Source organism: Pseudomonas sp. KBS0707 (genome assembly GCF_005937945.2).
Taxonomy (GTDB): Bacteria; Pseudomonadota; Gammaproteobacteria; order Pseudomonadales; family Pseudomonadaceae; genus Aquipseudomonas; species Aquipseudomonas amygdali.
The window spans coordinates 3,880,887-3,895,776 of sequence record NZ_CP041754.1 but is presented as its reverse complement, the minus strand read 5'-3'; the positions used below and the strand labels follow the sequence as shown (position 1 = coordinate 3,895,776).

Sequence of the window (14,890 nt, the reverse complement as noted above, 5' to 3'; positions counted from 1 at the left end):
CGCGGGTGGGTCAGCGGATCGCGTTCAGCGGCAGGTGAACATGCTTGATCTTCTGCCGGAAGTAGGTGAACGCAACGTGCAGGCTGCCATCGGCGGCCTGAATGATGCTGGGGTAGGAGAACTCGCGATTGAGCTTTTCCTGCGAGTTGTTGGTCAGGCAGAAGCCGTCACCCAGCTCCAGATCCAGCCGGGTTGGCCAGCTGTGCCCGCCGTCGCGGGAGATCGCCAGGCTCATCGGTGCGCGGGGGATGCCCCACACCGCTGCCTTGCCGTCCTGACGTGCGCCCGGTGTGACGCGGTCGTCGCCCTCATCCTCGATTTCGTCGTACAGCGAGGCCCGGCGCTGGGCGTGGCCCTCGGCACTGACCGGGTTGTAGACCAGGGCCAGTTCGTCGGTCGCCAGCTTCACGAACTGGATCGACGAATTGTTATTGGGCAGTTCGGTCGGCGTCGGGGCGCTCCAGGAGCGGCCACGGTCGGTTGAGCGGCTGCTGTAGATGAAGTCCGCCCAGCGGCTGCGGAACAGGCCGAGCAGGCTGCCATCCGGCAATTGATGAACATTCATGTGCACGCTGCCAGTGCTGTCCGGCACATCGTGGCGCGTCCAGCTGTGGCCTTGATCGGTGGAGATCATCACCGCGCTGACATCATGGTTGCCGACCCACTTTTCGCCGGGCCCGGTGATGCAGTACCAGACCGGTAGCAACCAGTCGCCGTTATCCAGCACCACTGGCGGCTGGCGCACAAAAGTGCCGGGCTTGTCGAACAGGGTATCAATCGGCCCCCAGCTTTGGCCGTTATCCAGTGACAGACGACGGCGGATGATGGCGGTTTCCTGATTGCCGGAAATCTGTGCTGTCCAGATCAGCCACAACGGGCCACCGGGTGCCTGGAACAGAATCGGGTTCTGTTCCGAGCGGGACGAATCTTCGGACATTTTCTGCGGCTCGCTCCAGACGCCGGTGGCCGGGTCGCGGCGCGAAAGCAGCACGAAGATGTCGGCCATGCCCTCCTGAGTACCGGCGAACCAGGTGCACAGCAGGGTGCCGTCGGCCAGCTCGTGCAGGTTCGCGGCATGGTTCTGCGCGTAAGGCGTTGGCAGGAACGCGTCCTGGCGGGTATCAGCGGTTGGCATGGGGAACCTCGGTTTGAGCAGGTTTGGACGACGCGGACTGCGGTAGCAGGCGCTCGATGGCAATGACGATAGCCAGTGTCACCAGCGCGATATACATGTTGTCGATGCCGTAGGGGTTGTCCAGCAGATACCAGACGCTGGTGGTGATGGCTGAAGCGATCAACCCCAGGGTAGCGCCTCGGCCCGAACCGAAGAACGGCAGGTAGATCGCGATCATGGCGACCACGGCAATCGACAGGCGCAGGGCACGGGTAAAGAACGACAGGTTAAGGATCTCGGGCACGAAGAATACGAAGAACAGCGGCACAAAACCGATCACCAGTGCAATCAGGCGGGTGGTTTTGAACTCCTGATCCACCGACGGCTTGCGCCACGGCACGTAGAAGTCACGGACCACCAGCGAGGCGATGGCCAGCGCCACGGTGCTGACGCTGACGAAAATCGAGGCAACCAGCGAGATGGTCACCACGCCTGCCAATACCGGGCTCATCGATTGCAGGAAGATCGGCAGGGCGTACAGGCTGCTCATTTCCGGGTGCAGGTATTTGGAGGCGACACCGATGAAGCCCTGCGCCAAGGCAATCGGGATGCACAGCAGCGAGGCGTAGAAGGTCGAGCGGCGTGCCGCGTTCTGATTCTGGGTCGAGGAGATGGCCTGAATGATGAACTGCGTGGAGAAGATCGCGCCGACCGTGCCGATGATCCAGGCCATGATTTTCGAGCCGCCGATGGCCCCGTCCCACGTGAAGTAATGCTCGGGCATGTTCTGCACCACGGGGCTGAAGCCGCCGGTCATTTTCAGCGCCACACCCAGCACGATCAACACACCGATGTATTTCACCCCGGTGTGCAGGATGCTCATGTAGGCCACGCTTTTCAGGCCGCCGAACACGTAGTACAGCGTGCTGATGATCGCCGTAATGAACGCCGCGGTGGTCAGGTTTATTTTCAATACCGTGGCAATGGCTGCCGCGCCGCTGACGTAGTTGCCGACGTTCACCAGCAATAGCGCGTAGATCATGATGATCGAGACCGCGAGCTTGGTGGAGGTGCCATATTTTTTGGCGATGAAGCCGGAAATGGTGAACTCAACGGAGCTGTACAGTTTGCGTGCCATCAACAGGCCGAACAGCGGAAAGCCGATAGCCGCGGCAATCACCGACCAGGAGGCGGCGAAACCACTCTCGAATGCGGCCTGTGCCGTACCGACCGTCGACTTTGCACCGATGAACTCGGACATCATCAGCACGCCGACGACGAAGGCGGGCATGGTGCGCGAGGCGACCATGTATTGCTCGCTGGTCTTGCTGCGCAGGCGCATGCTCATCCAGGTGGTTATGACGATATAGACGACCACCATGCCGATGATGATCGAGGTGTCTTGCGCGTTGAAGGTATCCATCAGTCTCGCTCCATTGTTGTTGTTCTGGCGCGTTATGGGTGCCGCTCGGTTAGGCCGCTGCTGTCAGTGCAGTGGCCTCAAACGGCGATGGAATTGCGGGTGTCGCGTTTACGGGTTGCCAGTTCCACGGCCTGACGCATGGCTTCGATAAGGCTGCGTTCGTCGGCAATGCCTTTGCCGGCAATGTCGAAGGCGGTTCCATGGTCCACCGAGGTACGAATGACCGGCAGGCCGATGGTTACGTTGACGCCAGCTTCCAGGCCCATGACCTTGACCGGGCCGTGGCCCTGGTCGTGGTACATCGCAACCACCGCATCGAAGTCGCCGCGTCCGGCGCGGAGAAACAGCGTGTCGGCGGGCAGCGGGCCTTCCACGCGCCAGCCGCGGGCGTGCAGTTCATCAATTGCGGGCTGAATCTTTGTGGCTTCCTCGCCATAACCGAACAGGCCGTTTTCCCCGGCATGCGGGTTGATGCCGCACACCGCGATCAACGGATTTTCGATACCGGCGCGGATCAGGGTTTCCCGGGCGCGCTCAATGGTGCGCTTGACCAGCCCCGGCTCGATCCGCGCAATGGCGTCGATGATGCCGATGTGCGTCGTGACGTGAATCACGCGCAAGGTCGGGGTCATCAACATCATCGAGACTTCTTCGATGCCCAGCAGGTGCGCGAGCATTTCGGTGTGGCCGGGGAAGATATGCCCGCCTGCGTGCAGCGCTTCCTTGTTCAGCGGGGCGGTGCATATGGCGTCCAGCTCTCCGGCCTGAGTCAGTTGCACGGTGCGCTCGATGTAGCGGAAGGCTGCATTGCCGGCCACCGCTGACAGTTTGCCGTAGGGCAGGTCAGCGGGTATCAGGCCCAGATCGATGCAGTCCACGGTGCCCTGGATGAAACGGGCTTCTGCGGGGCTGGCGATGCTTTTGACGCGCAACTGGCTGCCGACGATGCGGTTGGCATCTTCCAGGCGTTGGGCATCGCCGATCACCAGCGGACGGCAGGTGGCGTACACCGAGGCGTGGGTGAGCATTTTCATGATGATTTCCGGTCCCACCCCGGCGGCGTCGCCCATGGTGATACCAATGACGGGACGTTCAGACAGACGCTCAGACATAGGAAGCTTCCTCGTTGAAAGGGGTGCCGGTCGCAGCCGGTGCGTGGAGCATGTGCCAGGTGGTGAGCAAGGTGTCGGGGTTGCCGAACCCCCCGGCTTTGGTCACGACATTGAACGTGTGCTTGCCCAGTCGGGCCTCGGCCAGAACCACGCCGGTGGCCAGTTCGCCAAACAGCGTCAAGCGTTTGATATCCGCTGCAATCAGAATGGCTCTGGCGGTTTCGCCACCGGTGGCTACCACTGAACCGGCATGGGTCAGGGCGGGGGCCAGCCACTGCGCCAGCGCGTTGCTCAATGTGGCCGCCTGCGCCGGGTCGCGTTGTTGTTGATCGAGGCGTAGCCAATGAAGAAGATACCGGCACCGAGGCCATAGACAGTCTCGCTGAAACTCAGGGCGTCGAGCATCTGCAGCTTGGCGAAGCCGACATTCACGCGGTCCAGGTAATTGAACAGGTAGCAGATGAAGATAAACGGGATAAGGCGCAGGGTGATACGACGGTAGACATGATTGCCGTCAGCGTCGCCTGCCTCGTGGGTCGAGGTAGCGGTCATGGCGTGTGTTCCTCTGTGCTTGTTGTTTTTATGCAGCTATGGAGCTGTCAGGTGCACTGCCGATCATAGGGTGGCGTCCATGAAAACGCTTTGGGGTTTTGCACGGCTGTGGAGGGCGTGCGTTGTGTGATTGCACAACGCAGGGCTCTGTGCTGGCGTGCATTGCATGGCTGCGCATCCTCTTGGCGACGCTGCTCAAGACCGGACGCAGAGCTCACTACCGCTATCGTGCGACGCTCGGCGTCGGCATGCTTTTCAGGACGCTCTGTGTCCTCATACGCAATAGGTGAAATACGCTACTCAATCGCCTCATACGGCAAACCCACATAATTTTCTGCAATGGTTCTGCGCCCGGCTTGCGAGCCGACGTAGTAGTCCAGTTCGGTTTGCTGGATGCGCTGGCTGAACGCATCGGTGTCGGGGAAGTTGTGCAGCACCGAGGTCATCCACCAGGAAAAACGCTCGGCCTTCCACACGCGGCGCAGGCAGATCTGTGAATACTTTTCCAGCAGGTCAGTACGGCCCTCGCGGTAGACCTTGAGCAAAATCCGGTACAGCGTGCTGACATCGCTGGCCGCCAGGTTCAGTCCCTTGGCGCCGGTAGGCGGGACAATGTGCGCAGCATCGCCGAGCAGGAACAGACGGCCATACTGCATGGGCTCCACCACGAAGCTGCGCAGCGGCGCGATGCTTTTCTCGATGGACGGGCCGGTCACCAAGCGGTCTGCCAGATGCTCGGGCAGACGGGCTTTGAGTTCGGTCCAGAAGCGATCATCCGACCAGTCTTCGACCTTCTCTTCGGCACTGACCTGCACGTAATAGCGGGTACGGATGGCCGAGCGCATGCTGCACAGTGCAAAGCCGCGCGGGTGATTGGCGTAGACCAGCTCTTCGTTGACCGGCGGCGTGTCGGCCAGTACGCCCAGCCAGCCAAACGGGTAAACGCGCTCGAAGATTTTCAGCGTTTCAGAAGGAATCGATTGCCGCGATACACCATGGAAACCGTCGCAGCCGGCAATGTAGTCGCAGTCCAGGCGCACGGTTTCGCCGTCTTTCACGAACGTGACATAGGGACTGTCGGTTTTTGGATCGTGGATGTTCACGTCAGACGCGTCATAGACAGTCATCGCACCTGCTGCTGCGCGCGCGGCCATCAAGTCGCGGGTGACTTCAGTCTGGCCGTAGACCATCACGGTTCTGCCACCGGTCAGTGTTTTCAGGTCGATACGCTCGCAGCGCCCGTCGAAGGCCAGCTCGAAACCGTCATGAATCAAGCCCTCGGTGTCCATTCGTTCGCTGACGCCTGCTTCACGCAACAGGTCGGTCATGCCTTGCTCAAGCACGCCGGCGCGGATGCGCGAGAGGATGTAATCGGGGTCCTTGCGCTCGACAATCACGTTGTCGATGCCGGCACGCTGCAGCAGTTGGCCCAGCAGCAGCCCTGAAGGGCCTGAACCGATAATTGCAACCTGGGTTTTCATGGCGATGGTCCTGTTTTTGATCCCTGCCAAGTGTCATCAGCGGGATATGATTGTTTTTGTCTCCTGCATTTTTAATGGATGCCATCGAGATAAGAAGGCAATATTCGACGCATTATCTGGACTTTTCGAGGGTCCGGACGGGAGAAGAACACATGGCCAGACCTGCCACTGCAACGATACCAGTGTTCAAGCTTTACGGGGAAACCGCTGCCTGGCCGACCCCGGACCTGATCCATTGCGAGTCGATCCCCGAGCGCAGCAAGATGCACGAATGGGAGATCAAGCCGCATCGCCATGGAGATCTGGTGCAGTTGCTGTATGTGCAGTCCGGCAGGGCGATGCTCAAGGTCGAGGATGTGGTCACCGAGGTCGAGACACCTTCGCTGCAGGTGGTTCCGGCGTTAAGCGTGCACACCTTCAGGTTTGCCGAAGATATTCAGGGGCACATTCTCAGTCTGGCCAAACCCTTGGTGGAGCAGCTTGAGACGGCACTCAACAGCTCGGCAATGCGCACGACACGGTGTTACGAGCTAGGGGCGGACAGCCATTACGTTGATACGCTGTTCAGCGCCATCGCCCGTGAGTACCGGCAGCCCAGAGCTGGCCGCGATCTGATGCTGCATTCATTGATCAACGTGCTGGTGGTCTGGCTCAGTCGGCGCAGCAGCGAGCATGCTGGCGAAGAAATTCACGCCATGGACCGCGGCCGTGAGCATTTGCAGGTGTTCATGCATCAGTTGGAGGCGAGTTTTCGCGAGCACTGGTCCATTCACCAGCATGCGCAGGCCATGGGCATCAGCGCCGCGCATTTGAATTCGCTGTGTCGGCGCCTGTGCAACCAGTCGGCCTTGCAGATCATCAGCCAGCGGCTGTTGCTGGAGGCCAGGCGCAACCTGATCTATACCACCATGACCATCAATCAGGTGTCCGACAGCCTCGGGTTTTCCGAACCCGCTTATTTTTCGCGCTTCTTCAAACGCGCCACCGGGCAGTCGCCCAAAGCGTTTCGTCAGCAGAAATAGAAACGGGGCGCTCAAGGGCGCCACGTTTGCCTGCCGGTTATTGCCGTGGGATCAGGCCACGACCTGATAACACGGCACGTAGGCCGCGCCACCGGGCAACTTCATCCGGTGCTGATCGACAAACGCCTGCAGCAGCTTGTCCAGCGGCCCCATGATCGAAGGATCGCCTTGAATCTGATAAGGACCGTGCTCCTCGATCAGGCGAATGCCCTTGTCCTTGACGTTGCCCGCCACAATCCCGGAAAACGCCCGGCGCAGGTTGGCGGCCAGCTCGTGAGTGGGCACGTCGTGGTTCAGTTGCAGTTTCGACATGTTCTCGTGAGTCGGATCGAAAGGGTGCTGGAAGCTTTCCTCGATCTTCAGCAGCCAGTTGAAGTGAAACGCGTCATTCCGCTCCCGGCGGAACTGCTTCACTTCTTTCAGGCCCTGAGTCATCTGCCGGGCGACGTCTGCCGGGTTGTCGATGATGATCTGGTAATGACGCTGCGCTTCTTCACCCAGCGTGGCACCGACGAACGCGTGCAACTGTTGCAGGTACGGCTCGGTATTTTTCGGACCGGTCAGGATTACCGGGAACGGTACGTCCTTGTTGTCCGGGTGCATCAGAATGCCAAGCAGATAGAGGAACTCTTCAGCCGTGCCGGCGCCACCGGGGAAGATGATGATGCCGTGGCCAACGCGCACGAAGGCTTCGAGACGTTTTTCGATGTCCGGCAGGATCACCAGCTCGTTGACGATCGGGTTGGGTGCTTCGGCCGCAATGATGCCCGGCTCGGTCAGGCCCAGATAGCGCCCGCCGACAATGCGTTGCTTGGCGTGGGCAATAGTCGCGCCCTTCATCGGGCCTTTCATTACGCCAGGGCCGCAGCCGGTGCAGATATCCAGGCTGCGCAGGCCCAGTTCATGGCCGACTTTCTTGGTGTATTTGTATTCTTCAGTGTTGATCGAGTGACCACCCCAGCACACCACCATCTTCGGCTCTACGCCAGCGCGCAGCGTGCGGGCATTGCGCAGCAGGTGGAACACGTAATCGGTGATGCCCTGAGAATTGCTCAGGTCGATGCGCTGGCTGTCCAGTTCGCTTTCGGTGTAAACGATGTCACGCAGGGCGCTGAACAGCATCTCGCGGGTGCTGGCGATCATTTCACCATCGACAAACGCATCGGCCGGAGCGTTGAGCAGCTCCAGGCGCACACCGCGATCCTGCTGATGAATTCGTACTTCAAAGCTTTCGTACGCCTCAAGAATGGTCTTGGCGTTATCGACGTGGGCGCCAGTATTGAGAATGGCCAGGGCGCACTGGCGAAACAGGGTGTAGGTGCTGCCTGAACCGGCCGCGCTGAGTTGTTGCACTTCACGCTGGGACAGGGTTTCAAGGCTGCCTTTCGGGCTTACGGTGGCGTTAATCACTTGTCTTGGGATCATTCTATTTTCCATTAGAGCGATGCAGTCGAGCATCAGGATGGTGAACATTGAGAACATTCACCCCTGTGGAGCCTTTTCTACAGCACTTGGCCGGGAAAGCAAACGCCGGACCGCAGACGTCCCCTGTTTGAGCCTTTGTGCGCCATCGCAGGATTGAATCGGCAAGCGAATTCTTTTGAAAGCAGGCACTTGCCCGGCATGACCGTGCGGCTGAATTTTGACGCGTACAACGGGCAATAGTGAACCTGACCCCGTTAACGGAGTCTGTTAGCTGATGGACTTTCTGGACGGCCTGCACGAAAGGGATCATCAGGTGCTTTTTAAGCGCGCCTGATAGGCAGACATTCCGTCCGGGCAGGAGTTGCAAAACCTTTGATCGCCTGCCGCTCCCATCCTTAGCCGGCCCGTTAAACGAGGCTTTATTTTCATTTCAGATAAAGATAATTATCGCCATGTCTCGTCATTTCTCCGCACTTCTTTCCCGAGCCCCTGGCCTGTTCGCTGTTTCGCGTCGCTTGCTCGGCGCAGGCCTGTTTGGCGCTGCATTGACCGTTGTCGTTCCTGGCAACGCGCAGGCCGCAGGCAGCGATCGCTGGGTCAGCGACAGCCTCACCACCTACGTACGCAGCGGACCAACCGATGATCATCGGATTGTGGGGACGCTGAAATCCGGGCAGAAGGTCGAGCTGCTCAGCTCTTCGGGCAAGTTCAGCCAGGTGCGCGGCGAAGGCGGTTCCACGGTGTGGATCCCCAGCACTGACCTGCAGGAGGTGCCTGGTCAGGCCGAGCGTGTGCCGCAACTGACCCAGCAGGTCACCGAACTGACCGATCAACTGGCAGGCATCGACAATACCTGGAAGACCCGTGTGCAAGGCATGCAAGAGACTCTTGATGCGCGCAAGAAACTGGTCGATGAACTGGAAGCCCGCACCAAGACCCTTAACGATCAACTGGCTGATTCTCAGGCCGAATTGCGTGCCACTCAGGCGCGGCTCGGCGACGAGAACAAGCAGGTGATGATGCGCTACATGGTCTATGGCGGCAGCATTGCCGGTGCAGGCCTGCTGGTGGGCCTGATCCTTCCGGCGTTGACCAAGGGTCGCAAGAAGAACGATGGCTGGGTGTAAACCTGCCCGAAACACCTGTTCATGCCGGCGCTGCGCGCTGGCATGAACGAAAGGTGATGAACCTCCGCTAAAACTCCCTTCCTGCTCCTGCAATTACGATCCAGCTCGCAAAATGTCTGCATGCCTGCCGCCCGGACAATGCGCGAAGTTGATGTTCGTTCTACAGTTTCTGCCCGTGTGGTCGAAAAACTGAGTGTTGCCCTGAACCACGTGGCTTGTTGCGGGGACGGTGGTAACGGCGAACTGTGTTATGGCATGTTGCCATCAGTTATTATGTGCGTCCTGAAAAATGGGCTGCCGAGTCGGGTCTGAGTGGTTTTCAGGCCGTGGGTCTCATATTTTCACCCTCTCCTGTGCAGGAATCCGGATGCTGGCGTACAACCAAAAAAGCTTTCTTATCGTTGATGACTTCTCTGACTTTCGCAGTTCAGTGCGGTCGATGCTGCGTGAACTGGGCGTCAAGGAAGTGGATACCGCCGACACCGGCGAGCAGGCGCTGCGCATGTGCTCGCAAAAGCGTTATGACTTCGTATTGCATGACTTCAATCTGGGTGATGGCCGCAAGAATGGCCAGCAGGTGCTGGAAGACTTGATGGTCGAGCGGCTGCTGAGTTACGAAAGCGTATTCATCATGGTCACTGCCGAAAACAGTCAGGCGATGGTCATGAGTGCGCTTGAGTGGGAGCCGGACGGTTACCTGACCAAGCCGTTCAACCGTGCCGGGCTGGCCCAGCGCCTGGAAAAGCTGGTGCAGCGCAAGACCTTGCTCAAGCCGATTCTGCAGGCCCTCGACCGGCGCAAACCGGCCGAGGTACTGGCCGCGTGCAACAAGCTGATCGAGCAGGACCCGCGTTATGCGCCGTTGTGCTTGCGCTACAAGGCGGATGCCTTGCGTGATTTGAAGCAGAACGAGCCACTGGAAGCTTTTCTCAAGACCATTCTGGCTGATCGTGCCACGCAGTGGGCCTACGGCGCGTTGGGCAGTCTGCTGCTGAAACGCGGCAAGACTGCCGAAGCGCAGGCCGTCTATGAACAGGCAATCAAGGCGTTTCCGGCCATGCCGGCGCTGTTCGACGGCCTGGCTGATGTGCTGGTGGCGCTTGGCGATGCCAAGCGGGCGCAGACGGTTCTGGAAAGCGCTGTGCGCCTGTCGCCTCTGGCAGTCCGTCGACAGAAGCTGCTGGGCAAGCTGGCGCTGGGCAACGAGGATTTTGAAAGTGCCTCCAAAGCTTATCGCCAGGCGGTTTCCCAAGGCCAGCATTCGCGCTTCAAGGACCCGGAAACCAACCTGGGTCTGGCACATGCTCTGATCAGCAAGGGCGGCGAGCAGGGGCTGGATGCGCGCACGCGTGTCGAGATCAACAACGCCCTTGTCGACGTTGCCAAGGAACACACCGACGACGAAGGTCTGCAAGTGCGCACCCGCCTGATGAAGGCTGCCAGCCTGCAGCACTCGGACCCGGAAACCGCAGCCAAGCTCACCGAACAGGCGATGGCCAGGCTCGATGGCATGGAGCAGGTGCTCAGTGCCGATGCCGCCCTGATGGTGGCTGCGCAGCTCAAGAAGCTGGGGCAGGAAGAAGCGGGCGCCAGTGTTCTGAAGAGCTGTGCTGAAGCCTATGGCGATGATCCAGCGGTGATGAAAAGCGTCGCCAGCATGACCGACGATCCCGCGATTCTGGGCGCCAGCAAGGCTGCAATCGATTTCAACCTGCAAGGCGTGCGCAGTTACAAGGCCGGCAACCTCACCGAGGCACAGGCGTTTTTCCGCAGCGCACTGGGCTTGCAGCCGAAGAACATCAGTATTGTGCTGAACATGGTGCAGTCGCTGCTTCATCCGGGGCAGAGCCTCGGGCAGGCCGGCATTGACGAGTGCCGTGCCAGCCTGACCGTGCTGGGCAAGATTCCGGAAAGTGATCCGCGTTATGAGCGTTACCAGAAACTCAGGGAGAGGGCGTTTGGCGCATGAGTGAAGAGACAGAGCAGGGCCTCGACTTTTCCATGGTGATCGCCTCCACCGTACATGACATGAAAAACTCGCTGGCGACCCTGACACAGGCGCACAGCGAGTGGCTGGCGAAGCTTTCCGGTCATCAGCGTGACATGCCGGAACAGGGCGTCATCGACTATGAGTTCGCCAACCTCAACGGCATGCTCGTGCAGTTGCTTGGCCTTTACAAACTCGGTGTCAACCAGTTGCCGTTGCGTCCGGATTACCATGAACTGGACGACTTCATTGAAGCGCAGCTGGCGCACCATCAGGACGTGCTGGCCAGCCGCGGTATCGCCGCGCGCTATGAAATCGATGACATGAGCCCCTTGGGTTTTTTTGACCGTGAACTGGTGGGCTCGGTGGTCGGCAATATCATCGTCAATGCCATCGGCTTTGCCCGCGAGCAGATCGTGATCAGCATCGGTGAAGAAGGCGGTCAGTTGAAGATCACCCTCAATGACGACGGTCCCGGTTACCCGGCGTATCTGATCGAGCGTCAAACCGAATACGTGCAGGGCATCAATCAGGGCAGTGGCAGTACCGGCCTGGGCTTGTACTTTGCTGCGCACATTGCCCGGCTGCATGTGCGCAACGGCATGCGCGGGCGAATCGAAATCGCCAACGGCGGCGTGCTGGGCGGGGCGATGTTCAGCATTTATCTGCCCTGAAACCCGAACTGCAATTGCTGCGAAATATGAGACAGCCGCGCACCAGCATTATATTGACGCGGTGCCGCGCACTTGCGTTATCCCGTTGTCGATAAGCCTGTCATGTTTTTGACTTTCGTGTCCTCAATGCCTGCCTTTTGCCCCTGTCCAGCCCGGCAACAGGGGCTTCCCCGTGTGCTCAATGGCTTGGTTCGATTATTGCTAACGTCCTGTCAGGCGCTGGCTTTGGTCCGCGCAGCGTTTTAATCCAATAGCAGGCTGTCCGGGAGCATCGAGATGGAAGACACAGTACTTAAGCTGATCGAAGAAGCGATGGAAGCAGGCGAAGGCACCTTGAGCAAAGGACAAAGTCTGGATTGGGACTCCATTGCGGTCCTGACCTTCATGTCGCTTGCGAATGAACGGCTGGATAAGAACCTGTCGGCCAACCGTCTCAACGCTTGCAAGAGTGTGGATGACGTCATCGGTCTCGTTACAGAGTCATAAGCGATCAGGGGTTTTCCAGGCGGTGCCGGTCAGCCCTGAAGAGGAACGTTGGGTGGTGAGTAATCCGTTTTCATTAAGCGGCAAATTGATCATGGTCACAGGTGCCTCTTCCGGCATCGGCAGCCAGGTTGCGATATGGCTGAGCCAGCAGGGCGCCCGGGTGGTACTGGTTGCCAGGAACACCGAACGGCTTGAAGCAACAAGGCGCCAGCTTCACGGTGAGAGTCACGGGGTCGAGCCTTTTGACTTGCTTGACGGGCATGCAGTCCCGGCCTGGATGAAAACCCTGGCCAGCACCTACGGGCCTTTCGACGGGCTGGTGCATGCTGCCGGTGTACAGATGCCGCTACCGATTCGAGCCTTGGCAATCGAGCAATGGGAAACGGTATTTGCCACCAACGTGACCTCTGGCTTTTCGCTGATAAAGTCATTCAGGCAGAAAGGGGTCTTCGTTCAAGGGGCCAGTATCGTTCTGCTTTCATCGGTGATGGCTCAGGCCGCCCAGCCTTCTCTGATGGCCTACTGCGCCAGTAAAGGCGCAGTGGAATCGATGGTCCGCGCTGCGGCACTTGAACTGGCCAGAGACGGAATAAGGGTCAATGCCATTGCGCCGGGCATAGTGCGAACCGAAATGACCCGCAAGCTTGAAGATCTGGTCGGTATCGATTCCATGGCTGTGGTTGAGCAGAAGCACCCGCTGGGGTTTGGTGAGCCGCTGGACATAGCCTATGCGGTCAATTACCTGTTGTCTCCGGCGGCTCGCTGGGTGACCGGAACAGCGATGGTTGTGGATGGAGGATACCTGGCGCAATGAATGCCAATAGATTGCTCATCGTAGGTGCCGGCGCTTTCGGCCGTGAAGTGCACGCTTGGCTGACGGATTGGGTGGAGAACAATCCGGGATGGCTCATCGCCGGATTCATCAATGACGGCCCGGGCTCAACCGAGCGCTTCGACCATTATCCGCCTGTCGTTTCGACGGTGGACGGCTACCAGCCAAAGCCCGAAGAGTATCTGGTCTGCGCGATTGGCGACCCGAGCGGCAAGCGCCTGGTCGTGGAAAAACTCCTTGCCAGGGGCGCGCAATTTTTCACCCTCATTCACCCCTCGGTCATCATTGGCGAAAATGTTTCCATTGGCCAGGGTGCGGTGATCTGTCCTTCAACGGTGCTCACGGTCGATCTTCGCATCGGCGCATTTGTAACCCTCAATATTGGCTGTCTGGTGGGGCATGACGCAGACATCGGCGACTTCTCCACCTTGAGCGGGCATTGCGATATCACTGGCGGTGTCGTGCTGGAGGAGGGTGTTTTCATGGGGACGCATGCCAGCGTCCTGCCAAAGGTAAGGATCGGCAAACAGGCTGTGGTCGGAGCGGGTAGCGTTGCAATACGCAATGTCGCCGCTGGCACTACAGTATTCGGTGTACCTGCCACACGCATATCGGGGTAACGCTCATGGGCGCTCATGCCAGGATCGTGAACATAGAATATGAACTGCCTGCTCATTCGCTGGACAATGAAACACTGGCGCGCGAATTTCCCGAATGGGATGTCGAGAAAATCTTCTCGAAGACCGGTATTGGCGAGCGGCGCATCATCGACAAGGATGAAACTGCGTCCGACCTTGCGTACCGCGCCTGCGAGAAGTTGTTTCTCAACGGAGATATTCAGCGCAGCGAAGTAGACGCATTGATTTACTGCACGCAAAGCCCGGATTATGTATTGCCCGCCACCGCCTGCATTCTGCAGCACCGCTTGCAACTTCCCACCCACTGCGCCGCCTTCGATTTCAATCAGGGCTGTTCAGGCTACATTTACGGGCTTGGCATCGCCAAAGGGTTGATCGAGTCAGGGCAATGCCGGAACGTATTGCTGGTGACGGCGGAAACCTACAGTCGCTACATTCATCCGCAGGACAAAAGTGTTCGTACCCTGTTCGGTGACGCCGCGGCTGTGACCCTGCTCAGCGCGACTGAGGGCGGGCCTTTCCTGGAACGTTTTCGTTATGGCAGTGACGGCTCCGGGGCGGAAAACCTGATGGTCCCGATTGGCGGTGCGCGAAGGCCCTCGGCGGAAAACCTTCAGCCTGCCGAGTATCAGGATGACGGTGGCAGTGTGCGTACCGATGCACACCTGTACATGAATGGCCCGGCGATTTTCGAGTTTTCCATGACCCGCGTACCGCAGTTGTTCGCGTCGTTGTTCGATGACGAACTGGGTGTGGCCGATGTCGATCTGTTCGTGTTTCATCAGGCCAACCACTTCATGCTGGATGCCCTGCGTCGGCGTTTGAAGTTGCCGGTCGAGAAGTTCGTTTCTGCCTTCCAGCACTGTGGCAATACGGTGTCGTGCACCATTCCCATTGCGCTGAAGGAATCCTTGAACCGCGGTACGCTGAAACCGGGCGACCGGGTTGCTGCGGTCGGGTTCGGGGTGGGCTATTCGTGGGGGGCGTGCGTCATACGCTGGTAAACATCATCGCTCT

The 14,890-nt window shown here is 59.1% G+C and carries 13 protein-coding genes and 2 pseudogenes; 8 read left to right on the top strand and 7 right to left on the bottom strand.

Features of this window, described 5'->3' with window-relative positions; translation table 11 throughout:
- Nucleotides 1-10: 10 nt before the first annotated feature.
- From FFH21_RS18280 to pobA, 6 genes and pseudogenes are all read right to left on the bottom strand, one after another.
- The gene (locus FFH21_RS18280; protein WP_050772270.1) at nt 11-1,135 is read right to left on the bottom strand and encodes an exo-alpha-sialidase; all 1,125 of its coding nucleotides are present in this window, start codon (nt 1,133-1,135) and stop codon (nt 11-13) included.
- Nucleotides 1,122-2,537 carry a sodium:solute symporter family protein gene (locus FFH21_RS18275; protein WP_011169112.1) on the bottom strand — a complete coding sequence of 472 codons (1,416 nt, stop codon included), beginning with the start codon at nt 2,535-2,537 and terminating at the stop codon, nt 1,122-1,124. The genes FFH21_RS18280 and FFH21_RS18275 overlap by 14 nt, the downstream gene beginning before the upstream one ends.
- A gap of 77 nt (nt 2,538-2,614) precedes the next feature.
- A complete protein-coding gene (gene pdxA, locus FFH21_RS18270; RefSeq protein WP_011169111.1) occupies nt 2,615-3,649 on the bottom strand; it encodes a 4-hydroxythreonine-4-phosphate dehydrogenase PdxA in 1,035 nt (344 codons plus the stop codon).
- Nucleotides 3,642-3,989 (bottom strand): annotated as a pseudogene (locus tag FFH21_RS18265) (nucleotide-binding domain containing protein); the annotation flags it as partial. The pseudogene FFH21_RS18265 and the gene pdxA, both read right to left, overlap by 8 nt.
- Nucleotides 3,986-4,201, bottom strand: a pseudogene (locus FFH21_RS18260) (MFS transporter); the annotation flags it as partial. The pseudogenes FFH21_RS18260 and FFH21_RS18265, both read right to left, overlap by 4 nt.
- Before the next feature lie 296 nt (nt 4,202-4,497).
- On the bottom strand, nt 4,498-5,682 hold the full coding sequence (gene pobA / locus FFH21_RS18255) for a 4-hydroxybenzoate 3-monooxygenase (protein WP_011169108.1): 1,185 nt from the start codon (nt 5,680-5,682) through the stop codon (nt 4,498-4,500).
- 152 nt (nt 5,683-5,834) lie between these two features.
- On the opposite strand from pobA, the gene FFH21_RS18250 reads away from it, so the two are divergent.
- The gene (locus FFH21_RS18250) at nt 5,835-6,704 is read left to right on the top strand and encodes a helix-turn-helix domain-containing protein (RefSeq protein WP_004658691.1); all 870 of its coding nucleotides are present in this window, start codon (nt 5,835-5,837) and stop codon (nt 6,702-6,704) included.
- Nucleotides 6,705-6,755: 51 nt separating this feature from the next.
- On the opposite strand, the gene ppnN is transcribed toward FFH21_RS18250, so the two are convergent.
- Nucleotides 6,756-8,129 (bottom strand): nucleotide 5'-monophosphate nucleosidase PpnN, encoded by a 1,374-nt coding sequence (gene ppnN / locus FFH21_RS18245; RefSeq protein ID WP_002554339.1) that lies wholly within the window; start codon nt 8,127-8,129, stop codon nt 6,756-6,758.
- A gap of 452 nt (nt 8,130-8,581) precedes the next feature.
- On the opposite strand from ppnN, the gene FFH21_RS18240 reads away from it, so the two are divergent.
- The 7 genes from FFH21_RS18240 (at nt 8,582) to FFH21_RS18210 (ending at nt 14,877) form a co-directional block, all read left to right on the top strand.
- Nucleotides 8,582-9,256 (top strand): TIGR04211 family SH3 domain-containing protein, encoded by a 675-nt coding sequence (locus FFH21_RS18240; RefSeq protein ID WP_005731537.1) that lies wholly within the window; start codon nt 8,582-8,584, stop codon nt 9,254-9,256.
- 367 nt (nt 9,257-9,623) lie between these two features.
- Nucleotides 9,624-11,225 (top strand): tetratricopeptide repeat-containing response regulator, encoded by a 1,602-nt coding sequence (locus tag FFH21_RS18235; protein ID WP_011169106.1) that lies wholly within the window; start codon nt 9,624-9,626, stop codon nt 11,223-11,225.
- Nucleotides 11,222-11,917, top strand: coding sequence for a sensor histidine kinase KdpD (locus tag FFH21_RS18230; protein WP_011169105.1), 696 nt, complete (start codon nt 11,222-11,224; stop codon nt 11,915-11,917). Before FFH21_RS18235 ends, FFH21_RS18230 begins: the two co-directional genes overlap by 4 nt.
- A 276-nt stretch (nt 11,918-12,193) precedes the next feature.
- The gene (locus FFH21_RS18225) at nt 12,194-12,403 is read left to right on the top strand and encodes a hypothetical protein (RefSeq protein WP_004658696.1); all 210 of its coding nucleotides are present in this window, start codon (nt 12,194-12,196) and stop codon (nt 12,401-12,403) included.
- A gap of 52 nt (nt 12,404-12,455) precedes the next feature.
- Nucleotides 12,456-13,217 (top strand): SDR family NAD(P)-dependent oxidoreductase, encoded by a 762-nt coding sequence (locus tag FFH21_RS18220; RefSeq protein WP_011169104.1) that lies wholly within the window; start codon nt 12,456-12,458, stop codon nt 13,215-13,217.
- Nucleotides 13,214-13,855 carry a dTDP-4-amino-4,6-dideoxy-D-glucose acetyltransferase VioB gene (gene vioB / locus FFH21_RS18215; protein ID WP_002554333.1) on the top strand — a complete coding sequence of 214 codons (642 nt, stop codon included), beginning with the start codon at nt 13,214-13,216 and terminating at the stop codon, nt 13,853-13,855. The genes FFH21_RS18220 and vioB overlap by 4 nt, the downstream gene beginning before the upstream one ends.
- 5 nt (nt 13,856-13,860) lie before the next feature.
- A complete protein-coding gene (locus tag FFH21_RS18210) occupies nt 13,861-14,877 on the top strand; it encodes a ketoacyl-ACP synthase III (RefSeq protein ID WP_004658699.1) in 1,017 nt (338 codons plus the stop codon).
- Nucleotides 14,878-14,890 lie beyond the last annotated feature (13 nt).